This is a genomic window from Sphingomonas sp. R86520, assembly GCF_042466285.1.
Taxonomy (GTDB): domain Bacteria; phylum Pseudomonadota; class Alphaproteobacteria; order Sphingomonadales; family Sphingomonadaceae; genus Sphingomonas.
In genome coordinates this window covers 1,593,421-1,614,749 of sequence record NZ_JAXHBZ010000001.1, presented here as the reverse complement: position 1 = coordinate 1,614,749, position 21,329 = coordinate 1,593,421, and the positions used below count along the sequence as shown (strand labels likewise).

23 protein-coding genes and 1 pseudogene are annotated in these 21,329 nt (G+C 62.1%); 17 read left to right on the top strand and 7 right to left on the bottom strand.

Translation table 11 applies throughout. The features are described 5' to 3' along the window. Window positions 1-87: 87 nt before the first annotated feature. The 9 genes from SJY41_RS07380 (at window position 88) to SJY41_RS07340 (ending at window position 8,294) form a co-directional block, all read left to right on the top strand. Window positions 88-666, top strand: coding sequence for a hypothetical protein (locus tag SJY41_RS07380; protein WP_380780422.1), 579 nt, complete (start codon window positions 88-90; stop codon window positions 664-666). 23 nt (window positions 667-689) lie between these two features. Continuing rightward, on the top strand, window positions 690-1,382 hold the full coding sequence (locus SJY41_RS07375; RefSeq protein ID WP_380780420.1) for a hypothetical protein: 693 nt from the start codon (window positions 690-692) through the stop codon (window positions 1,380-1,382). Then, window positions 1,382-2,689 carry a hypothetical protein gene (locus tag SJY41_RS07370; protein WP_380780418.1) on the top strand — a complete coding sequence of 436 codons (1,308 nt, stop codon included), beginning with the start codon at window positions 1,382-1,384 and terminating at the stop codon, window positions 2,687-2,689. The genes SJY41_RS07375 and SJY41_RS07370 overlap by 1 nt, the downstream gene beginning before the upstream one ends. Before the next feature lie 13 nt (window positions 2,690-2,702). Next, window positions 2,703-3,242 carry a hypothetical protein gene (locus SJY41_RS07365; protein ID WP_380780417.1) on the top strand — a complete coding sequence of 180 codons (540 nt, stop codon included), beginning with the start codon at window positions 2,703-2,705 and terminating at the stop codon, window positions 3,240-3,242. A gap of 125 nt (window positions 3,243-3,367) precedes the next feature. Continuing rightward, on the top strand, window positions 3,368-4,180 hold the full coding sequence (locus SJY41_RS07360; RefSeq protein ID WP_380780415.1) for a hypothetical protein: 813 nt from the start codon (window positions 3,368-3,370) through the stop codon (window positions 4,178-4,180). A 910-nt stretch (window positions 4,181-5,090) separates the two neighbouring features. Next, window positions 5,091-5,576, top strand: a complete 486-nt coding sequence (locus SJY41_RS07355) for a DUF4019 domain-containing protein (RefSeq protein ID WP_380780413.1) — start codon at window positions 5,091-5,093, stop codon at window positions 5,574-5,576. 32 nt (window positions 5,577-5,608) lie between these two features. After that, window positions 5,609-6,208, top strand: coding sequence for a hypothetical protein (locus SJY41_RS07350; protein ID WP_380780411.1), 600 nt, complete (start codon window positions 5,609-5,611; stop codon window positions 6,206-6,208). Continuing rightward, window positions 6,205-6,774 carry a hypothetical protein gene (locus SJY41_RS07345; RefSeq protein WP_380780409.1) on the top strand — a complete coding sequence of 190 codons (570 nt, stop codon included), beginning with the start codon at window positions 6,205-6,207 and terminating at the stop codon, window positions 6,772-6,774. The genes SJY41_RS07350 and SJY41_RS07345 overlap by 4 nt, the downstream gene beginning before the upstream one ends. Window positions 6,775-6,800: 26 nt before the next feature. Continuing rightward, window positions 6,801-8,294: a hypothetical protein gene (locus tag SJY41_RS07340; RefSeq protein WP_380780407.1), complete on the top strand. Its 1,494-nt coding sequence runs from the start codon at window positions 6,801-6,803 to the stop codon at window positions 8,292-8,294. Between the two features lie 335 nt (window positions 8,295-8,629). Here the strand turns inward: SJY41_RS07340 and SJY41_RS07335 are convergent, their stop codons facing one another. After that, complete coding sequence (locus SJY41_RS07335) at window positions 8,630-9,337, bottom strand: CPBP family intramembrane glutamic endopeptidase (protein ID WP_380780405.1); 708 nt, start codon at window positions 9,335-9,337, stop codon at window positions 8,630-8,632. A gap of 168 nt (window positions 9,338-9,505) precedes the next feature. Here SJY41_RS07335 and SJY41_RS07330 point away from each other — a divergent pair, with 168 nt between their 5' ends. Then, window positions 9,506-9,958: a hypothetical protein gene (locus tag SJY41_RS07330; protein WP_380780403.1), complete on the top strand. Its 453-nt coding sequence runs from the start codon at window positions 9,506-9,508 to the stop codon at window positions 9,956-9,958. Further along, window positions 9,948-10,253, top strand: coding sequence for a transcriptional regulator (locus tag SJY41_RS07325; protein WP_120300431.1), 306 nt, complete (start codon window positions 9,948-9,950; stop codon window positions 10,251-10,253). The genes SJY41_RS07330 and SJY41_RS07325 overlap by 11 nt, the downstream gene beginning before the upstream one ends. 448 nt (window positions 10,254-10,701) lie before the next feature. Here SJY41_RS07325 and SJY41_RS07320 read toward each other — a convergent pair whose 3' ends face one another. The 3 genes and pseudogenes from SJY41_RS07320 to SJY41_RS07310 form a co-directional block, all read right to left on the bottom strand. After that, entirely contained in the window at window positions 10,702-11,775 is a 1,074-nt protein-coding gene (locus tag SJY41_RS07320) for an alpha/beta fold hydrolase (protein ID WP_380780401.1), read from the bottom strand. A 157-nt stretch (window positions 11,776-11,932) separates the two neighbouring features. After that, a pseudogene (locus SJY41_RS07315) lies at window positions 11,933-12,091 on the bottom strand (helix-turn-helix domain-containing protein); the annotation flags it as partial. A gap of 648 nt (window positions 12,092-12,739) precedes the next feature. Further along, the gene (locus SJY41_RS07310) at window positions 12,740-13,717 is read right to left on the bottom strand and encodes an N-acyl homoserine lactonase family protein (protein ID WP_380780399.1); all 978 of its coding nucleotides are present in this window, start codon (window positions 13,715-13,717) and stop codon (window positions 12,740-12,742) included. Here SJY41_RS07310 and SJY41_RS07305 point away from each other — a divergent pair. After that, complete coding sequence (locus SJY41_RS07305) at window positions 13,716-14,609, top strand: helix-turn-helix transcriptional regulator (RefSeq protein WP_380780397.1); 894 nt, start codon at window positions 13,716-13,718, stop codon at window positions 14,607-14,609. The genes SJY41_RS07310 and SJY41_RS07305 overlap by 2 nt on opposite strands. A gap of 84 nt (window positions 14,610-14,693) precedes the next feature. After that, the gene (locus tag SJY41_RS07300; RefSeq protein ID WP_380780395.1) at window positions 14,694-14,945 is read left to right on the top strand and encodes an SDR family oxidoreductase; all 252 of its coding nucleotides are present in this window, start codon (window positions 14,694-14,696) and stop codon (window positions 14,943-14,945) included. 113 nt (window positions 14,946-15,058) lie between these two features. Here the strand turns inward: SJY41_RS07300 and SJY41_RS07295 are convergent, their stop codons facing one another. The 3 genes from SJY41_RS07295 to SJY41_RS07285 all read right to left on the bottom strand — a co-directional run bounded on the left by SJY41_RS07295 (window position 15,059) and on the right by SJY41_RS07285 (window position 17,077). Continuing rightward, complete coding sequence (locus tag SJY41_RS07295) at window positions 15,059-15,382, bottom strand: hypothetical protein (RefSeq protein WP_380780393.1); 324 nt, start codon at window positions 15,380-15,382, stop codon at window positions 15,059-15,061. A gap of 673 nt (window positions 15,383-16,055) precedes the next feature. Next, complete coding sequence (locus SJY41_RS07290; protein WP_380780391.1) at window positions 16,056-16,517, bottom strand: PaaI family thioesterase; 462 nt, start codon at window positions 16,515-16,517, stop codon at window positions 16,056-16,058. Next, window positions 16,514-17,077, bottom strand: coding sequence for a TetR/AcrR family transcriptional regulator (locus tag SJY41_RS07285; protein WP_380780390.1), 564 nt, complete (start codon window positions 17,075-17,077; stop codon window positions 16,514-16,516). The genes SJY41_RS07290 and SJY41_RS07285 overlap by 4 nt, the downstream gene beginning before the upstream one ends. Window positions 17,078-17,203: 126 nt before the next feature. On the opposite strand from SJY41_RS07285, the gene SJY41_RS07280 reads away from it, so the two are divergent. The 4 genes from SJY41_RS07280 (at window position 17,204) to SJY41_RS07265 (ending at window position 21,059) form a co-directional block, all read left to right on the top strand. Next, on the top strand, window positions 17,204-17,983 hold the full coding sequence (locus tag SJY41_RS07280; protein ID WP_380780388.1) for an SDR family NAD(P)-dependent oxidoreductase: 780 nt from the start codon (window positions 17,204-17,206) through the stop codon (window positions 17,981-17,983). 34 nt (window positions 17,984-18,017) lie between these two features. After that, entirely contained in the window at window positions 18,018-19,118 is a 1,101-nt protein-coding gene (locus SJY41_RS07275) for an alkene reductase (protein ID WP_380780386.1), read from the top strand. Next, complete coding sequence (locus SJY41_RS07270; protein ID WP_380780385.1) at window positions 19,115-20,119, top strand: NADP-dependent oxidoreductase; 1,005 nt, start codon at window positions 19,115-19,117, stop codon at window positions 20,117-20,119. The genes SJY41_RS07275 and SJY41_RS07270 overlap by 4 nt, the downstream gene beginning before the upstream one ends. 85 nt (window positions 20,120-20,204) lie before the next feature. Continuing rightward, entirely contained in the window at window positions 20,205-21,059 is an 855-nt protein-coding gene (locus SJY41_RS07265; RefSeq protein ID WP_380780383.1) for an alpha/beta fold hydrolase, read from the top strand. Window positions 21,060-21,329 lie beyond the last annotated feature (270 nt).

Genomic DNA, 21,329 nt, shown 5'->3' with positions numbered 1-21,329 from the left:
CAAGTCCAGCTTGCATCAAGGCGAGCCGATGCCGAGAACAGGGAAAAGCCAGCCGGTCGTCCGGCGGGTCGGGGTCGGGATTCGTCAATGTCGCTGGAAAAGTTTCAACTGCCGCGGCGCGGCGAACCGCTGGTGCTGGCCTGGCCGCAGGACGGCAGAGCCGACGGGTCCTTATACTTCGACGATCCCACAGCATGGCGGTCCTTTGTCGATGGCCTGGCTATTCATCCGGCGATCCCACGGAACGTGACCGCCAAGTTCGCGCGCGCGCAAACGCTGTACCTGCTTGGCTGGCTCGACTTCGGCCTGATCAAGGCTGGCGAGTTGATGGCCTTGATCGCGCTTGAGCTGGCGCTAATGGACCGCTATGGCGGCGCCATTCCGAAGCCGAAGCGCAGCTTCGCCGCCCTGCTGCAGCATGTGGTCACGGCCGACGACCTGACCGACGCCGATATCCCGATGGTCGTGCGGTGCAACGGCGCCGCTGTCGGCCAACTTACCGGTGAGACCCGGCCGACGCTGGCGGAGCGTCGGAACCTGCTCGCCCACGGCGATCCCTTCGACGGTCTCCCGGCCGGTGGCTTGCTCGAACTCGTCCGCGACCTGATCAACTATGCCTATCGCGGCTACATCTCCGAGGCGCAGGCCCAGGGCATCGCGTCGTGACTCCGTTTCGGTGGCGCAATTGCATGGCCGACGTCCAGGCCTATCGCCACGACTATACCGTCCAGGCCTATTTCAAGGGCGTGGTCGCTCCCGCCGCCGCGACGCTTGAAGCCAAGATCGAGGAGCTTGGACTGAGCGATTGGGGGCCGGCGCCCTTCGCCAAAGCCGACCTGAAGAACATGCTGCGCGAGACGATGCTGGCGTTCGGCCTGTCGATTCAATCGATCTGGGAGCGCCAGCTTCGCACCTACCTGATCGGCTGCGCGAGCGAGTTGCGTCCCGGCGAGCCGGTCGCCGCCAAACTTGAAAAGGCCGACTGGCCGGAGTTGTGCAAATGGTTCTGCAAGCTGCGCGGTATTGATCTGGAAGTCTTTCCCAGCTTTCCGATGCTCGACACACTTCAGCTTCTCGGTAACGCCTGCCGGCATGGCGACGGCAAGTCCGCGAACGAACTGGCCCTTCGCCATCCTGAGCTTTGGCCGGTGATTCCGCCTTTGCCGGAGGGCTTCGGCGTCTCCCCGCCGTTGCCGCCATCGGTCAGCCGCATGGAGGTCTCAATGGATTGGCTGCGGGACTTCGCCAAAGCGATCGCCGCTTTCTGGAGCGACGCCGAGTATATCTACAATGAGAGCATCGAGCGCAAAGACCCGCACCTGGAGGCCAAGCTGATCCGCGATCGCGCGGAGCGGAGTTGGCTCCCGCAGGCGCCCGATTGATGTCGGCGAGTCAGGCCCTGATCGAGGCGGTCGAGACCCTATGGCACATTCCGCGTCCCGGCCCCGACAATCTCCTGTCGGCGCCGCGCTTCACCGCGTTGGCCGAGATCTGCAACGCTGAATATGGCGGGGACAAGCCGGCGTTCGCACTCTCCGCCGCGCTGCGTTCGCTTGGCCTGCCGTGCGATCTGCCGACGGCGCAGTCGCATCTCGCCTTGCCCCCCGCTCAAGCCGCGGAAGCGCTCGCCGACGCCTATCAGCGCAAGACAGCGCGGCAGCTGCATCTTTGTCCGCTCGATATCGCCGACGAGCTGCCGGCGCTCGCCTTCGGCAGCGCGCAGGTGCGTCAGTATTCGACCGAGGAGCTGGCCGGTCTGTTCGACGCGACACGCCTTGCCCGCAACTTCCCGACCCGGCCGCTGGAGGCGGATCGGCTCGCGCAGTTCCAATGGCTCGTCGTCGAAGAGCTAGTCCAGCTCGATCATCCGCCCGAGCGGCGCGCCTTTCCCTTGCTCTATGAGACACTCGACCGGGACTTTGGCGAGATCGATCCTCACCTTGGAAAGCTTCCGCCCGCCGTCGAAGGGGCGCTGGCTTTCCTGCTGCTGGCGCCATGGGAGCAATGGTCGACCATGCAGGAGGTCAGTTGGCGAGGATTCCGCGTCCCCTGGATCCACACGGTTAGCGACGATCTCTTCATCCGGCCGAGCCCGCCGCCGAGCCCCGACACGTTATCGCTCGAACCGCATATCGTGACCGACCATTGGGGCGAGGATGTCGAGCTAGAGCGGCCAACGACGATCCCGCTCGAAGACGAGGCGACGCCCGAGCTTCTCAAGTTCGACGCCGCCGCCTGGCAGCAATTCGAACGCGGCCGCGCCTCGGCGCTGTTCGAAACGCCGATCGTCCACTTCCTCGTCCGCGCCTACCTTGCGGACGGCATGGACGAGGTGATGGCGCATATGACCGCGATCGAGGCGGCTCTGGGACTCGAGGCCGATCATCGCAACAAGCCCAAGACGGACCCTTATAAGAACCTGGGGGCGACCAAGCGCATCATGGCGCGGATCGCCGCACTGCTTGGCGACGTACAGTCTGCGGCGGACTACAAAGACCTGTTCGAGATGCGCAGCGCCTATGTCCACGGCCGCCGGGTGCTAGCCAAGGTCGGGACGACCGACCGGGTCCGCGCGCGCAGCCTCGCGCGGCGGATCGCGCGGGCCCTGATCGATGTCGCGGCGCAGCCCGCGCAGCCGCGCGAGGTCGTCATGGGTCAGCTGCTCCACCAAGGAGCCCCGATGCTATGATGGAGGCGCTGTCATGGCGGTGACAGTCAAGGCCGTCCGGAAGGCCTTCGGGCTCTTGTACGAGTCGATCCTGGATCGGAACTTCCGCAAGACGCTCGACCTCAACAAGTGGAGCGAGAGCGAGCTGTTGCCGCTCGTTCGGACCTTTCTGCTGGGCTACTTCGGCCATTGCTATCCAGAGGAATGGGTGCGCCTGCCGAGCGCGCCGAGCGAATGGGGACGGATCGACTTTCAGCTTGGCGATGTGGCCGTTGAGTTCGCCGTGCGCCGGCCGGGCGACCGCAAGGGCCCGTTGTCGGCCAAGGTCAATCAGACCGAGATGATCAAGCTCCTGATGTATGAGGGGCCGGCCCTGCTGGTCCTATTCGACTTCTCCCTGCACCCGTTCGAGGAGACCGACATCGAACGGTTTCGGGACTACCCCTCGCTCGGGCGCGGCAACTTCAAGCGGTCGGCTTTCAACGTCGCCTACTTCCACATCGAGTCTGCGCGCCCGCTCACCTGCGGGTGCATTTCGAAGAACATCCGCATCGCGAAACGATCCAAGCGATAGGCGCCTGCCGATCCGGATCGGCAGGTAGTTTTAGGCGGCCAGATATTCGTTCGTCAGAGCCCTACAGATTGGTGGAGAATCTCTAGGACAGGTTTCGCAACCCCGACTGCCAAGAAGGCGCCACGATGACGACACCCGACCCCGTCCAGTTCTGCGAGGCCTTCCTCCGCAGCGAGATCGCATACAATACCGAGAACAATATCCTGCCGAGCGAGAACGCGGTCGCCGAACGGCTGCTCGCCCGCCGCCTGGAGATGAAGCCCGTCTATTCCGAATTGCAGAAGAAGCTCGCACCCGACGAACGCGCTATCCGCGTGTTCCTCGGCGTGATCCTCTCGGCGACATTCTGGGATCCCGAGGCGATTGCCGAGGCGCGCGCCGGGCGCGCGCGCCTGGAGGCGGTCAATGCGGAGATAGCCGAGAAGGCCGGGGCATTGGTCTCACTCATCCGGGAGCGCGAGGCACTGCACAATGAGTCCGGGTTTTGGTCGAACACAGAACATCACCCGCTGAACCTGATCGACCGCGCCGGAGAGGACATCTATCTCTACAAATCCTATGTTCGAGAGCCCTTGAGAGCCACGCGCACCTACGACCTCAAATATTGGCCCGGGATCGCCGACTGCATCGCCGTCCTGGCGCGCGACGCCGAGGAGGCTGAGATCGAGGCAAGTGACGAGATCACCGAGGCGGCGACGAGCGCAACGCGCAGGGGCCTTGCCGATTATGCCAAGGCGATCTTCGCTGGCATCGAAACCCGGCGCGAAGGTCTTCCGATCCTGATCCCACTCGATTTCACGCTGAGCGACGCGAGCTTCGGTACCCTGATCAATTGTTCGCTCGATCTTGGTCCCGACGACGGCGTCGGCGCCGATTTCGTCAAGGGGGTCCGTCAGCGTGAACGGACTCGAAAGGGCCAGAACGGTTCGAGCGGATAGAGGCTGATCTCGTTCGGTTAGGCGACAGGTCTCGAAAAATTACTCTACATCGGCTTGTCTACAGTAAGTCGTACTCAATACTGAAACTTGGCCTGGAAAAAAACTCTCCACGACAAGCCAAGTACGGCATACCCAATTAGTAGCGCGCACCGACTAGGTATGCGCATGCTGGGTTTATGGGGCGAGCCAACTTTCTAGTACCCCTGGCAAGAACGGCAGCTACTGCGTGCCGACGTCCCAAAAGCGGACTGGCCGTTGGCGGCCGATCTCTATCGTGTTGCGGTGCCGGTCGGGCAGACGCCGGATGTCGGCTCTTGGCAACACCTGCCATTCGACACGTCACTGGTGAATGGCAGAAATTTCCCACTTTTCGCCGTTCCGCGTCCCCGACACGTCGCTTACGGCGTGCGGATCAGTATACATGAATGAACGACCGAAGCTGGGAAGCGGGCAGGGCGGACTGAGCGTCCACTTTTGGGTCCCTACCGTCTCGGGGGGCTTTGGAGGTCATGCCGTTTGCGATTGCATGATTAAGACCAAGAACTGGGCAGGATTGATCTGACGTTCGGAACGCCGGTCGGCTGTTTTGTGTCGCCGGCATCCAGCCGAACCGCTCCTGGTATTTCGAACCAAGTAGTATATCGAGGTTCGGCGACCTTAGAGCAACGGGATGGCTTTGCGGTACGTAACGCAGTGACGACGTCAGGCGCGATTCGGATGGTGTCGGAGTCCGCGTATCGCACCTTGAGACAACCTCGCACAAGTTCGTGCGGGCCACCGTCGCTAGCATTTAGAGGCCGGTGATTTTGAAGAGGCATAAACGCGCAAAGTTCTTTGATTGATCAGTCGTTGACATGTTGGGCGGCCTGGCCGAGCATATTCCGAGAACCTCTAGTCTTGAGGAGCTTTCATGATGACGTGGGAACGTAAAACGTTTTTTCGAGGGCATGCAATTGTCCTTTTTACTACAGCGCTGCTGCTGCCGATGGCGGCGCCTCCTTCCGCCAGAGCCACTCAAACGGCTTCAGATGCCGAAGCCGAGACCGCCGCGAAGGACGCGGCGCTAGGCTTCGTGGGCCGTTTCGATGAGAGTGATCTTGGCGGGCTCTACGACGAGGAACTGGCTCCCGTCTTCAAGGCCCTCATGGCGCGAGATTACTTCGTCCAGCAGGGGAATAGCCTGCGATTGCAGAGCGGTGGAAAAGCCGTGGGGCGTGAGTTTGTCGGCGCGCAGCATTTCACGCAAACGCCGACCGGACAGACGGGATCGTTCTACTGGGTGCGGTACCGCACGCGACATCCCAACGGGCTCGTGTACGAGGACGTCACCGTTCAAAAGGTGGACGGAAACTGGAAAGTCATGGGCTTCAACACTGTTGCGGCACCGCAGCAGTGACCCGCCGGCGGGTTGCGCCTCTGGCAGCCGTCGTGCTCTGCATCGTCGCGGTGCCCGCGAGGGCGCAATCGCTGGAGCCGTCGTTCGATAAATTGGGCGAGGCAATCGGGCAGGTGATCGCGACTTTGCCCGAAGACGACGAGAGTCTCAACGCCGTCCAGATCGACACGTCGGCCCTGCGAGAGGCGGCGAGCCGCATCACGCCGGCCGATGTCCCAGCCTATGGCCGTGCTCTCGACTACGATGCAGAGCTGTTAGAAACGGCCGCGCGGGCGCCCGCTCGCGAGCGAGCGGCGATTGTCGCCGACGTGGCGCAAGATCTTTCAATTAAGCGCCAAGCCGGCGCTGGCATGGGGTCTGGTACCACTTTCAAGGGGCGCATCGCGGTCCGTGTAGTGACGCGGCGGGGTACTATCGCGGTGCCCGGTTATGTGATTGCTTTAAACCCCGTCCGCTGGAGCGGAGCGACGCCGATGTATCGTTTGCCGCGGCTCAGCCCGGCGGACGCGTTGGTCCCACCCGGGAGGTACGAAGTCCTCGCACTCCTTGCCGGTGCTTGTGTTGCGCGCGACGTGGTTCCGATCGGTCTGTTCGGTGACGATCGCGTCGACATTGATCTGCCAGTGCCATGACGGAGCCGGTATCCGAGACGGGGAGCGTCAAGGCTTCGATAGACGCACTCTTGCAGGCTGGCGCGTGGCTGGTCGCGGTGATCGTCCTGTTCGTGGCAGCGCCTCCTCGGCTCATGCCCGCTGATGACGCAATCCAATCCGTGCGGACCGCACAGTTTTTGGTGGCGGTGCTCCTGGCGCTGGCGATCGTCGCGGTCCGGCGGGGGCGACCGCGGCTGCGCACGATATGGTCGGCCGCGGCCTCCTGCCTCGTCGCCGGCACGGCCACGCTGTTCGCCTATCTCTGGCTCCTGGGCGAGCGCACCTGCGGTTATGATGGACGCGGTCCGGTGGTGATCGGACAAACGTTCACCACGGAAGCTGCGCGCTACGCCGCGGCCGTCCCCGGCAGCGACTGTAAAACGTTGATCCAGGACGCGGCCGGCAGGACGGACGCCATCTGGCCACGATCCGAGCTGGTCGCCAATCACCTGCTGCTGGTGGGCGCTTTCATAGCGACCGTGGTATTGTTCGCACTTTCGGCCGTATTCGCGGGCGAGACGCTGAGGCGGGCCAGGGAGCTGTGAGGCGGACGGCGGTTACGCTAGGCGCAATGCTGCTGTTGGGAGCGGCGTCGCAACCTCAGCAGCAGACCGACGACCAGCTGATCGCGCTGGTGGGCGAACGCGCTCGCGCCGCCGCTGCGCGCTGGGGTTTAGCCCCGATCATCAGAGCTCCAGCTGGTGGCGGGGACGTGGCCTCACGGCCGGATGGCAGCATCACCGTGCCGCTGGGTTCGGTTCGGCGGCTACTGCGTACGGCATCTGAGGGGCAAGCGCGGGCCATCGTCGGCTGGCTCCTCGCGCATGAGGTCTGGCATCAGCTGCAGTTCCGCGATGGCTGGAACCCTGCCACCGCACAGCCAGTCGAGCGACGTAGAAAGGAATGTGTCGCCGACACCATGGGCGCCTATGCCGTGCTGGACGATGATCTCGCGGACGTGACGTCCGCACCTACGCCGGAGGCGACCCGAGCGCTCGGCACTACTCTTGCCAGGGTCGCAGACCTGTCGGCCGAAATCGAGGCCGGGCAGACCGGCGCCAATGATCATCCGGCTCCCGCCGAGCGGCGGGCTGCACTTCGGATCGGGTTCGCCCGTGCCCTCCAAGGTAAGATAGCGACGCTTTCCCCCGACTCCGAGGGTAGAGTCATCCGGGATCAGCTCGCGAGCTTGCACGACATCCGAACCGACGAGCCGGTCGCCACTTGGGCGGATCGCACCTGCTCTCTCCTACTGCATGACGGCGACGGCGTGAGCGACTTGGCAAGCGATCGCCCGACCATAAACTGGAACAGGGACGGCAACCCGGCGATCGTGACGTTCAGGATACCGTTTCGCAACACCGCCGACGTGCCGATCCATGCGACGCTTCAGGTCCGCAGCGTATCCGTCCCGCGGATCAGCCCGGACGACAGGAGTACCTGGGCGCTCGCGGACGTTCGAAACTATACGGTCACCCTTGCGCCTCGGGGCCAATACGATCTCACCGGAACGCTGCGATGGGTGGCAACGGACACCCTTTATCCGAAGCTCGTCTATCCCACCAAGCTAGACAGCCTCTACAATGCAGTCCGGCTCACTCGGGCGCCGCGCGCCGCCGCCAACGACCAGTCCGCGATGGCGTTGACGAGCGAGCCGGCGCGGCTGAAAGGGCAACTACAGACGATCTACAATGCTGCTCGCGGTCGCTTTGGCCTAGTGTCGCAAGATTGCGAAACGCTTGAGCATGATCGCTGGTGCAAGCTTCGCGAGTTGCCGGTTGGAGTGACGTCAGGGGATGTGATCGTTGAAGGCAACGGCTCCTCCCGTGTCGAGTTGACAATCTATCGAGGAAGTTCAGTGGCGGAGTCAGTGGCCGCTTATCGGCGCTTTCACGGCTGGCTTCGCGCGATGTACCCCGCGCTCCAGTTTCAGGAACGCTCCGGCGCCGACCGCGACTCTGCCACCATGTCTCCCTCGCCGCTGGCGATCCTCTCTATAACCAGACGGAAGAGTCGCTCTGGCGACCATGTTGTTGAAGTGACGATCGAGCCGATCTTCGTCTGAAATTTCGATAATTTACGCCAATGTTGGCTGTTGTGCCGCTATTTGCTGTGTTTTTTGAAGGCTGGCTACATTACATTGCCACGTTCGTACCCGGGCCATGTTTTCGTCTCGGGAGGTCAGATGAACGGACGGCTGAAACCGGGAGAGGGCTTAGGGCTGTTGAACGGCCGAGACTGGGTCTTTGCCAGCCCCGCGCTGCCGGGCAGTTCCGCCAACTTTCGGACGTGAGAACGCTGGGGTAAAGCCCAAAACTTGTCATTCGTTCAGGCAGCCTGACCTGAAGAAGGGGAGGTACAATTCGCCCTGCTTGCGGGGTTAAGGAGACGCCGATCTTCTCACGTGGCTGCGACGGCCCAACGCGGCGCCTTACGCGAAATTAACCAGTCCGCGATCGCAGGGCGAATGAAGAAGGCAACTATATCGATAACCGCGTGCGCGATCATGACTCGCAGCAGCGATCCGTGATGGAGGTAGTAAACCGTCAACAGTGCGCCTGCGGCCGTGGTGGCGAGCACTCCCTTCCAGCCATAATGCGCATGCGCCAGTCCGAAGGCCAAAATCGAGAACGCAAACGAGACAGCGAGCGAGCCCGTGACTTGAAAGAGCAGCAGCGGAAGCGCCAGCCGGAAGAACAGCTCCTCGCTGAAACCGGCATTGAGGCTGAGCAACAGCGCTAGCATGGCTTCGCGACGGTTGCGAGGAATGAGTGCCTGGTCCGGGCCCGCTTGCGGCGAAAGGCTTCTCTTAAGCCGCCGCCACTGGATGGCGACCGATAGGACGATACCGAAGAAAAGGCCGATCGCGATCGACAGCCATTTATCGCTGGAGATCTTCTTACCGGAAGCTAGCAACCGGCTCGCCGGTGCGAACGCCGAGGGGAATCCGTCAAAGGGCCATAGCGCGTGCGCCAGCCAAAGGCTGACTAAGCTTGCACCTACGAGAACCACGAAGCTCTCGATCAGCCATCGGCGATATAGACTCTGTCGCACCATCGTGTCGGATTGCGTCTGGAACCGTGCGTACGCCGTAATATCGCGCCACACCCACCACGTCCCCCCGACGAGCGTGACCGCGATCCAAGCCGATGTAAGCACCATGTTCGTTCCTGCCATGTCAGTTTCCATATTGGAAAATGACTGTTGCTTTCCAGATTGTCAAATCGTAAGTTGCTGATGAAGAAAACGACCGGACGACTCGCAGGAGAATGGTACATGGACCAAGTGGAGGCCGCGCGATCGCTAGAGATGATGCGGACGGCGCGCGAGGCGTTGGCCGAGCGGGCGAAATGGTCCTTTGCCCGTCACGCCGCAGTCGGGCTGCTGCTGGGCGGGCTGATTGCCGGCTATGCACTGCCCGGTCCATTGCCGGTGATCGTGGCGACCGCTTGCATGGCAGCCACCACGATGGTCGTCGCTCGCGATCGGCGGCGGGACGGATTCTTCGTCAGCGGGTATCGGTCCGGGCGCACGCGGTGGGTGACGTTTGCGATGCTGCTGGTCGGGATGGCTGCGCTGGTGGGCGCAATCGTCCTGAAGAAACGCTATGGCCTAACGTGGGCGCCGGTCGCGATCGGGAGCGGCATAGTGGTATTCGCTACAATCAGTAGCATCGTGTGGGAGCGGGTGTACCGGCAGGAGCTGGATGGAGCGCCGCATGGGCGTTGAGCTGCTTGATCCGCTGATCCACCCCCCGGCGCGGCTGCAACTCATGGCGCTGTTGGCCGATGTGACCGAGATGGAGTTCGGAATTGCCCGCGACGTCCTTGGTGTCAGCGACTCGGTGCTGTCCAAGCACCTCGCCCAACTCGGCGATGCCGGGTACATCGAGTTGCGAAAGGCGACGGTGAACACCCGGCAACGAACCTGGATCGTCGCCACCGCAGCGGGGCGAAAGGCCTTCAAGGGCCATGTCGCCGCGTTGCAGGCACTTGCGTCCGGACGGGCGCCTTACGGTGCTTGACCGGAAGCGCAAGGCGTCAGGCCGGGGTTGCGCGACTTGTGTAGGAATGGCTTGATCGTCGGGTCAACGCTAGAAAGCCACCGTGCCGCTAACTCTCTCCATGACGACATTCACGAGCGGATAGCCGGGCTTGAAAATCGTTGACTCGCAAAGATGAACCCGCGTCCGAAGTTGGGAAGCGAGGGAAGGGGCGTGAACGTCCGGTTCTGGGTCCCGTGCGCCCCCCCCCCAAACCACGCTTCTTGGGAACGCTGAACATTCCCATAACTCCGTCCTCTTCACGTAATTTCGGAAAGCGCAATCGGGAACGGATTTTGAGAAAGCAGGTCTCAAGGTCTCCATCGATGTAATTGCCGCGGACGCATTCGCAATACGGGTTCGTTTTCGGGAAAGGAGCGACATTCATGGCACCCCTCGGCCTGCACACGCCGACGTTGCCTGAACAGTGCTACCGCCTGTCGGCCTTCAGCGTGTTGACTCTGATCCAGTTCAGCACTTCGAGCTGTGCCGTAATCATGGTCGGATTGGGGTCGTGCCCTGTACGGGGAAGTCGGATGAATTGCTTCCGTGGTGCCGAGATCGTGTCGAAATAGGCGCGGCTCACGGCGATCGGCGTAACCAGATCCTGTTCGCCCTGGAGCATATAGACCGGCATTGCGAAGCGCGTGCCGAGCTTGGGCAGATCGATCTTCGGCCCCATGCCGTCGCCCTTCATGCCGACGAACTGCAGGAACGAATAATCCTCGCCTGCCTCGTTAGCCTGACGATAAGCGGGTGTGTCGTAGCCGGGTGCGAAGGAAAACCAGCCCTCCGGGGCCGGCTCGGTCATCTTCGCCTCAAACTTGCGCGTGATACGTCTTAATACTCCAAAGGCACGCGGGTCGGTCCAGGGCGGTGGCCCTATTTTTTCCAATCCGGCGAGGATATTCGTGTCGGCATCCCTTCGAGCCAACGCAAGCGCATGCCGGTAGCTGGCACTTAGGTCGGCCTGATAGTTGACGAGTTGAGCCGTGCCGACATAGGCGTCGAACAGGTCGGGCGCGGCAAGGGCCATGCTCGTCGCCAGCGCCGATCCCCATGACCCACCCATAATGATCACCCGGCGCTTGCCGAAGCGGGCGGCGGCGTAGCGGGCCACCTCGATACCATCGCGCGTCAGGCCTTCCAGGGTGAGGGCTTCGTCTTCTCCCGGCTTACTGGCCGCATAGGTTTTGCCCGAACCTCGCTGGTCCCACTGGACCACGGTGAAGTTCTTCGTCCACGAACCGAACAAATTGCGTGCGAAGGGGGTATTCGGATTTTCCGGACCGCCATGGACGATCAGGACGACCGGATTACTGCAATTCCGTCCCTCAGCCGTAACCCATTGCCCGATTCCGCCGATCCGAACCAAGCCGGCTTCATCGACGGAATGCCCCGATACTGCGCAGGCAGGGGCCGGCTCCGCGCGGGCAGGAATTGCCGCAACCGTCATCGACGCGATCATGAGACGGCATGCAATCCAAACGCCGAGGTGCTTCATCTATCGTTCCCCTGTGTGGACGAGCACTTACGGTCGTATCCGTCGCTTATGCCCCACGGCCGGCATAGTTCGTCGAATGAAAATTGCCAGACCGGGGCAATTTTCCGGCTCACGCGGAAATTTATCTTTTCACCATCCCAAACGGCAAAGATCGCGATCAATGGCCTCTAGCTAAATCAGTCGTCGGATGGCTCGCTCGCCGACAATGGCGGTAGAAGGTCGACGACCCTACTTGCAGCAATCTAGTGATCTTAGCCGGTTTGTCTCCTGCTGCGAGCAACTTGCGTGCGGTGTCGATCTTCTCGGGCGTCATCGCTGATTTGCGGCCCCCTCAAGGGGTATATAGACGATCTACTTAAAATGAATTTCAGATTCGATGTTCAATCATTGCCGCCATTGTACCTTGGGGATGCTTCGCGCACCCCATAGCTTTCGAGAAGCAAGCTCATGTAGCCTAACCTAGCGTCCATGGGACCGGCGCAGCTTACCACCTCGATAGCATACGAGCTCCGTTGCCAGCGATTCCCGAAAGTCGATCCCGTTTGAGAAAGCCGCAGCATCAAGCGACATTTGCTTACGCCATGTACCTTTCCAATAAGCAGACGGGCAGCTTTCCTGTCCATTGTCGGCATTCAGCGGCCCGACGTGTGGAAGACCCGGTCGTAATTACCATTGTCGGACAAACAGGTGTTTTTAGGACGCCAGCTTATTGATCGTTGCAAAACGCCGTCGCCAACCTTGATTGGCGACTATCGTGTGCCTCACGTCAGGCACGGCGCAGCGGGCGTCGACAAAAGTCAGTCATACAAATCTGCTCCGATTAACGTCCGGCTCTGACGGAAGCGGCCGATCGTGCCGTTCGCAACAGATCATTGGCGAAGCAAACTGGCGTGTTTCACACGGAAACAGACGAATCTTAACAAGCCGCCGGCCTGCGTGTTCGCATATCTATTCGGGCGACATGTCAGCGCGACGCCGCGGGAAAGCGCGCAAGTTTCCCAATGTCCGCCGGATCGTGTTGGACGATGATCGTCGCGCCGAAATTCGCGGCCAGTTTTTGCAATCGGTCCATCGACGCCAAGCTATCGGCGCGCTCGGTGTTCCAGATCGGTACCGCCGAGAGCGGCCATTGCGCCGCGAGGTGAACCACGTCGCCAGTGAGGATCACTGCGCCTGTCTTGGGCAGGCGCACCAAAAGCGAGGATTCACCGGGGGTGTGACCAGGAGTGGCAAGCATTACCACCGAGCCGTCCCCAAACACGTCCCGGTCGCCTTCGATCAGATCGACCTTGCCCCCACCGGAAAACCAGGGCGCGAGCAGATGTGGGTCGGCGAACGGGATCGTTCCGGAATGCAGTGCAGCCCAATCCTTTGCGCCGATCAGCAGCATCGCGTGCGGAAAAGTCGCCGCCTGCCCGACGTGGTCGAAATGATAATGGCTGATCGCCAGCCGTCCGATGTCGTTCGGGCGAATGCCGATCCGCGCGAGTTGGGTCGGCAAATCGACTGCGAGCGTTGGGCTGATCGGTTGTGCATCGATCGGCGTGCCGAGCAGCGTCGCAGGCAAACCCGCGTCCCATAATAACAGCTCTTTACCGTGGCGGATCAGATAGCAACCGTCGCTAAGCCGCCGCGATTTTCCCGAATAGCTGCCGGCGTCGGATAGCGGCGATGCATCGTTCATCTGAAGTTCCCCGCAGTCGAGCCGCCAAAGCGCGACATCAGGCACGGCCGGAGCGGCTTGAATGGGACCGCTCGCCAAGAGCGAGACGCAGCTGACTACATGCCGCCACAAGGTAAATTTCATTTCGTGATCCTCGATTGATAGGTGTCCGGAATGACGCCGCCGACACCGGGCGTGGACCGGAACCGCTCGCCGATGGGCCCGAAACGCTCTACCGGCCCTTGTTCGCGTCGCGGCGGAGGTGAATGATCCTGCCATGATGATGTACGATAGGACCCAGGAAGCGCTGCGCGGCGAGTTGCTGCAGCGGTTGGCCACCCTCAGCGCGCCGTCGAGTTCGAGCGGCACCGTGCCACATGGCATCGACAGTGGGCTAAACGTATTCGGCTATTGTGTGAACGCGCGCGAACAGTTCGCGCGGTCGCGGTTTCCGCATCCGAGGGTGGTCGTGGTGCTGAGCGGAACTAAGGAGGTATGGCGCGGAGATGTCGCACAGCGTTTTCCGTGCGGTGTGCCTTTCGCGATCCCCGCGGGTCTGGAAATTGATCTGGTCAACATTCCCGATCCGCAGAGCGGGCGGTACGAATCGATCTGCATCACGGTCGATGCGCCGCTGCGTCAGTCGCTGCGCGCCACTCTGAACCGCCTGCCCGATGGGCCAAGCATCCCTGGCAGCTTTAGCGTTGCGCTGTCCGCCGATCTCGTGGAGGCCTATGGCCATGCCGCGAGCGCGCTGGCGGACTCAGACGCGGCCACCGCCCAAGCCGTGGCGCGGCATCGTATCGTGGAAATTCTATTGTTACTCAGCGGTACGGATGTCGGGCGGATGCTCGTCGCTGTAGATCGCACCGAAGAGGTTGAGGCCATCGTCTACGCCGACCCATCCTACACCTGGCGGGTGGAAGACGTCGCGCGCATCCTCGGCGTTGGCGACTCTACGCTGCGCCGTCAGCTGAAACAGGCAGGCACGTCGTTTCGCGAGATCTGCTTGTCCGCGCGCATGGCCACGGCGGGGGCAATGCTCAGCGCGCCGGGCTATTCGGTGACCCAGGCGGCCCAGGCCGCGGGCTATGCTTCACGCTCGCATTTCGCGCGCCGGGTGCGTACCGCGCATGGGATGACACCGGGGCAGTTACGCAGCGCCGCTTAACGCCAGCAAGCGGTCCCGCGGACCGTTCACCCTGATATGGAGTTATGCGTGACCTGAGCAGAGGACACGGGGCATTGGCTTGTGATGATGACCGCAATGCTCGCACGCAATTTAGGGAAGCGAGAAATTACGGCAAACTTGGTGCAGCCGGGGCCAATTGATACCGAGCGTAATCCAGCGGATGGACCGAACGCTGCCGCTAATCGAAGCCCGCTTGCTATTCCCAGGCACGGCACACCTGACGAAGTTGCAAGCCTCGTGGCTTACCTCACGTCCTCCGAAGCAGGGTTTATGACTTGCGCAACTTACAATTTCGATCGCGGTTGGAACGCGTGAGCGAGCCGTCAACGATAGTAATTTCCTCCGATACGGCTTTCCCATTCAACCTTCCTTTTCGGGAAGCCACACAAGCAGGGAGCGCCCGCACTTAACTGCTGGAGAGGTCGTTGTTACCGCTGCGAGCAGACCTTCCTGAGAGAGCCAGCACATCCAGCAAGGCGGATCTTACTTCGCCGACATTCACGCCCAGCAAGCTGAACGTGGGACATGCTCTCATCGACGGCAAGGATCGCCAGTGCCGAGCGCGCCGGGTCGACTCCGATCGGAAATTCCGTCCGAGCTACAATCCATTCCGACCATGCCCCCATCGTGCGATCGACTACATCTTGAGAAACGGCATCGCCGCGCACGGCGCGAGCGACAATCTCCGCCCATAGCGCTATGAAGGGTTTTGCCTCGGGCCCGGCAAGAAGATCGATGTCGATGCCGATCATTTCGGAGGGGTCGATTTTGATGATGATATAGATGACAGGCTGAACACCAATCGCTGCGATATGCCCGCCAGCGTATCGGCGGTCAGCGCCGTCTTGGTGCCGAAATAGTACAGAAGCATACGATCACTGGTTCCGAGCTGTGTCGCCGCCGGTATCGTCATCATCCGGTCAGTCGCCGTGCTGAACACCGACCAACTGGTTGCCGGGGTCAGCGCTGTAGGAGCGCTGGCGACTATGGTCGACGGGGCAGTCCTGCATTGGTGGCCTGCCATTTTTGGGCAAAGCGAGACTATCGTCCGCCTGGGTGCTGCGTGGCTATTGTGGGGGTATGGCATAAGCTTGGGCATCGCCCTCTTATGGCCGGTAGTATTCGTTGGTCTGCAAGATAAGTGCTTCGGCCATACGTGCGCGATATCCGTTCAAGATCACCATCGATCACTTCCGTCTCCTCGTTTGCGACGAGTTTTGGGAAGCCGGCTGTATTCCCGGTCGACCATCCTTTTCGACAAATCTGGTGTGTCGTCAGGCAGTGGGAAATGCATGCGGCATGGGCCCGTCTTTAGATGAACGAAGGGCCGAAGTTGGGGAGCGGAATTCATCCCGTGAACGTCCAAAACTGGGTCTTTGGAGCCGCTCTGTTTTGAAGTGCGGTCGTCCCTTCCATCCGCCAGCGTCAGCTAGCGGTGGCGTTAAGCGGAAAGATCAGCAACGTCGACGTCGCCGAGGCGCAAAGCCGCCCCTGTGCATCGATCAGCCGACCTTCCGAGAAGCCGACACGCCGTCCGATAGAAATGATCTTGCCCTCGGCACGTACGGGGCCACTCGTGTCGGTCAATGCCCGGTGATACGAAACCTTGAGTTCCAGCGTCGTATAGCCCTGCCCTGCGGGCAAACTTGAGTGGACAGCACACCCGCAGGCGCTGTCGAGCAGGGTTGCCGCATAGCCGCCATGCACCGATCCGATCGGATTGAAGACCTTGCGGGATGGCGAACCTTCGAAGACCACGCGGCCGCGCTCCAGTTCGACGAGCGCGAACTCCAGCGTATCGCCAATCGGCGGATTGCGGTTGGTCGCCATCAATGCCGCCAACTGGTCATGGCCATCGAGGTCCGCATGATCGGTCAAGACGTTCATATCCGGGCATCCTCGTCCTGATCGGCATGGACAGCAGGTTGCGTCGCCGCGATCCATGCCCGGGTTTCCAGCAACAACTCGTCTGATAATGCGGTGTCATCGACGGCGCGGGACAGCACGACGGCACCGACCATTGCCGCCCACCGGCCGATCGCGGCCTGGCGCCGCTCGGCATCGTCATCACCCGGCAAACCTCTCGCAAAGCGGTCGATATGCGCGTTCAAGCCCTGCGTCATGGCTCCGCGCGCTTCAGGCGTCTGGTGACGCATCAAGCCGGCGAGACTGGCCATCGGACATCCCTGGTCCGGATTCTCACGGTGCAGTGGCGACAGATAGGCGGTCGTCCACGCATCGATGTCGGTCATGGCGGCGCTCTCGCCAGCCAACGTATCGGCAATCGTCGCGGCTATCAGGTCGTCCTTTGAAGCAAAGTGGCCATAGAAGCCGCCGTGCGTCTGCCCGGACGCCTTCATCACATCGGCAACCGTTACCGCCGCGAATCCGCGATCCCGGAAAAGCCGGCTTGCCTCCTGCAGAATGCGACGACGGTTCTCGACCATCTGCTCGCGACTGACCTTCATCGAAATAATCTCCGTCTGCCCGTTGACGTTTCATGACGACTATCACATTTAGCCATTCATGATGCACGTCATCAATATAGCGATGCGTTTCGAAAGGGCAATCCGATGACCAAACCTGCAGTTCTTATTACCGGCGCTTCCACCGGCATCGGTGCCACCTATGCGGACCGCTTCGCCCGCCGCGGCCATGACCTCGTTCTGGTGGCCCGCGATGCTGCGCGTCTCGATGCGCTGGCGTCGAAGCTCAGAGGAGAGACCGGCGTAGCGGTGGACGTACTACCGGCCGACCTGACGAACCTCGACCAGATGACCGTCGTCGAGGCACGGCTGCGCGATGACGACCGCATCGGCATCCTCATTAACAACGCAGGCGCAGGGCTCGGGGGCAGCTTCGTCGATCAGCCGACCGAAGCCGTCGATCGCCTGATCGCGCTCAACATCACCTCTGTTGCGCGGCTCGCCAGTGCGGTGGCACCACGCCTTGCCGCACGCGGGGACGGCGCGATCATCAATATCAGTTCGGCGGTGGGGCTGGTGCCCGAATATGGCATGACCGTCTATGGAGCGACCAAGGCGTTCGTCTTGTTCCTGTCGCAGGGTCTGGCGCTCGAACTGGGGCCCAAGGGCGTTTACGTGCAGGCTGTGTTGCCAGCGGCGACCCGCACCGAACTCTGGGGCCGCGCCGGTGCCGACGAGGCATCGCTGCCCCCGATGATGGAGGTGGGTGAAATGGTGGACGCAGCCCTTGCCGGCTACGACTCCCGCGAAGGCGTGACGATCCCACCGCTGCACGATGGCGAACTGTGGGACACGTTCCAGACTGCGCGGCGGTCGATGCTGCCGGGCTTCGGCGAGATCCATCCCGCGCCGCGTTACGCCGCCTGAATCAATCCTAATCTCGAAACGAAAGATCCACGCCATGTCCGCATCCAGCCTCTTCTCGTCCTATGATCTGGGACCCGTGACGCTCGCCAATCGTCTTGTCATGGCCCCGCTGACGCGCAATCGCGCCGGTGCCGGCCTGGTACCAACCGACCTGATGGCGGAGTATTATGGTCAGCGCGCGTCCGCCGGCTTGATCATCACCGAGGCGTCGCAGGTCTCGCGGCAGGGCCAGGGGTATCAGGATACGCCGGGAATCTACACCGACGCGCAGGTCGCGGGCTGGCGCAAGGTGACTGATGCGGTCCACGCCAAGGGCGGCAAGATCTATTTGCAGCTCTGGCATGTCGGCCGCGTCAGTCACGTCGACCTGCAGGAGAACGGCGCCGCGCCAGTCGCGCCGTCGGCCATTCGTGCCGAAACGAAAACCGTGGTCAATAACGGCTTCGTCGACGTGTCGGAGCCACGCGCGCTCGATCTCCACGAGCTTCCGGGCATCTTCAACGACTTCCGTCGGGGCGCGGCCAACGCGATTGCGGCGGGCTTCGACGGGGTCGAGGTGCACGGCGCTAATGGCTATTTGCTCGACCAGTTCGCCAAGGATGGCGCGAACCACCGCACCGACGCCTATGGCGGCACAATCGAGAACCGCGCGCGCCTGATGATCGAGGTGACTGAAGCGGTCGCCAACGAGGTCGGGCCGGAGCGTACCGGTATCCGCCTGTCGCCGGTGTCCCCGGCGAACGGTATCGCGACCAGCGACCCGCAGCCGCTGTTCGAGCATGTCGTCGACAAGCTCGACGCACTGGGCATCGCCTATATTCACGTCGTCGAGGGCGCGACCGGCGGGCCGCGCGACGCAGCGCCGTTCGACTATGACGCGCTACGCACCCGTTTCCGCGGTGCGTACATTGCCAATAATGGCTTCGACCAAAAGCTTGCAGAGACGCATCTGGCGGACGGCAAGGCCGACCTGATCGCGTTCGGCCGTCCCTTCATCGCCAATCCCGATCTGGTCGAACGGATGAAGGCGGGTGTGCCGCTCGCGCAGGTCGATCCGCAGACGCTCTACGGTGGCGGCGCCAAGGGCTATACCGATTATCCCGTCGCAACGGTCACCCAGGAGACCGCATCGTGAAGGCATATCAGCTTGAGCGGTATGGCAAGGGGCAACGGCTGGCGCTCGCCGAACAGCCCGATCCAGTGGCCGGGTCCGGCGAGGTGCTGGTCGAAATCCGTGCGACCGCGATCAACCAGCTCGATGGCAAAATTCGCGACGGCGCCTTCAAGCCGATCCTGCCCTACAAGCCGCCCTTCGTCCTGGGGCATGATCTTGCCGGCATCGTCACTGCGGTCGGTGCAGACGTGCGCCGCTTCAAGGTCGGCGATGCGGTCTATGGCCGCCCGCGCGACGGGCGCATCGGGACCTTTGCCGAGCGCATCGTGGTCAGCGAAGCCGATCTCGCTGCGAAGCCTGCCAGCCTGTCGATGGCGGAAGCCGCATCCATCCCGCTCGTCGGTCTGACCGCATGGCAGGTACTGGTCGAGCGCGCGGATCTGAAGCGCGGCCAGAAGATCCTGATTCATGCGGGCTCGGGCGGCGTTGGCACGATTGCGATCCAGCTCGCCAAGGATCTCGGCGCAACCGTCGCGACCACAGCAAGCGCCGCCAATACTGATATGGTCAGGCGCCTCGGCGCAGACGTCGTCATCGACTACAAAACGCAGGATTTCTCCGAACTGCTGTCCGGGTACGATGTCGTCCTCAACAGCCTCGACGGGAAGACACTCGAACAGTCGCTTAAGGTCTTGAAGCCGGGCGGCAAGCTGATCTCGATATCGGGACCGCCCGACCCGGCATTTGCCAAGGCGCAGGGCCTGAACCCGGTCATACGGCTTGTCCTGCGCCTGATGAGTGCGGGCATCCGGCGCAAGGCGAAGCGCGAGGGCGTCGTCTATTCGTTCCTGTTCATGCACGCCGATGGCGGGCAACTGGGCAAGATCGGCGCGCTGATCGACCAGGGTTCGATCCAGGCCGTCGTCGATCGGACTTTCCCGTTCGAAGGCCTGAATGAGGCGATGGACTATGTCGATTCCGGCCGCGCCAAGGGCAAGGTCGTCGTGACGGTCCGCCCGTGACGGGACGGCCGTGGCGTTGCGTCCGTAACGGGACGTTGACCTGCATCCAGCCTATGCTTTCGATCCGGAAACCGAGGACTTTATGATGACCACGACGCAATCGGCCCGGGGGGCGTGGGCGACCGTCGCCACCCGCACGGTGGCGGCTGCGGGTACCCGCTTCGCCTATCGACAGCTCGGGAGGGGACGCGGCGTACCCCTCGTGCTGCTCAACCATTGGGGCGCCAATCTCGACAATTTCGATCCGTCGATCGTCGAGGGGCTGGCCGAAGGGCGACCGGTATTCACGTTCGACTACCGCGGTGTCGGCTTATCAGGCGGCGATGCGCCGCTTACGGTCTCGACCATGGCGGACGACATGCTTGCGGCGATCCACGCGCTCGGGCTCGATACGATCGACCTGATGGGCTTTTCGCTGGGCGGTTTTGTCGCGCAGGACATGATCCTAAAGCGTCCAGAGCTTGTTCGCCGGCTGATCCTAACCGGTACCGGGCCGGCGGGTGGTACTGGCATCGAGAAAGTCGGCTCGGTATCCTGGCCGCTGATCGTCAAGGGCATGCTGACGTTTCGCGATCCGAAGATGTTCCTGTTCTTCACAGCGAGCAAGCCCAGCCGTCATGCGGCAAAGGGATTTCTCGCACGCCTCAAAGCCCGCAAGGCCGACCGTGATGCTGCAGTCACGCCGAAAGTCTTCCTGCGCCAACTGAAGGCGATCACGGCTTGGGGAACGCAGCCCCCGCAGGATCTGGGCGTCATCCGCCAGCCGGTACTCATCGCCAATGGCGACCACGATATCATGGTGCTCAGCGAGAACTCACGAGATCTCGCGCGCCGCATTCCGGGTGCCGAACTCGTCCTTTACCCCGACGCCGGCCATGGCGGCATCTTCCAGTATCACGAACTCTTCGCCGACCGCGCGATCGCGTTTCTTGAAGCCTGAGGTGTCTTCGCGACGTCGCGAGCACCGGGGAAGGAGCAGCGCAACTGAGTTTCCCAATCCGCGAGCGGGTAGCTGGATGTCGAAGCGGTCATCTTCCGAAAATGAACGAGCGTCCGAAGTTGGGAAGCGAAAAAGGGCGCCTGAATGTCTGAAAGTGGGTCCTCGCTGCAGCGGCGGGTATCAACCAGAACAAGACCTTCGCTGGTTCCGGCGCGAACGTCTCAAGCTAGAAAGAGCGGTCATCCGTGATTGGTGTAGCGGACGGTCGGC